Source organism: Methylophaga sp. UBA2513 (genome assembly GCF_002341285.1).
Lineage (GTDB): Bacteria > Pseudomonadota > Gammaproteobacteria > Nitrosococcales > Methylophagaceae > Methylophaga > Methylophaga marina.
This window is the reverse complement of the sequence record NZ_DDNT01000021.1, coordinates 1599-1876: the sequence shown is the minus strand read 5'-3', so window position 1 is coordinate 1876 and position 278 is coordinate 1599. Positions and strand designations below refer to the sequence as shown.

Sequence of the window (278 nt, the reverse complement as noted above, 5' to 3'; positions counted from 1 at the left end):
TCTTCGAAGATGACTTCATCCATTCGAGAGCCAGTTTCAATCAGGGCTGTGGCAATGATTGTCAAGCTGCCACCTTCTTCAATATTTCGAGCCGCACCAAAGAAACGCTTCGGGCGTTGTAAGGCATTGGCATCAACACCACCAGTCAAAACCTTACCCGATGATGGTGAAACAGTGTTATAAGCACGGGCGAGTCTAGTGATTGAGTCAAGTAAGATAACAACGTCATGTTTATGCTCAACAAGGCGCTTCGCTTTCTCGATCACCATTTCAGCAAC

Annotated in this window: 1 pseudogene; it reads right to left on the bottom strand. The window is 46.4% G+C overall.

From position 1 onward, the window contains the following. Positions 1–278 (bottom strand): annotated as a pseudogene (rho, locus tag B3V56_RS12510) (transcription termination factor Rho); the annotation flags it as partial.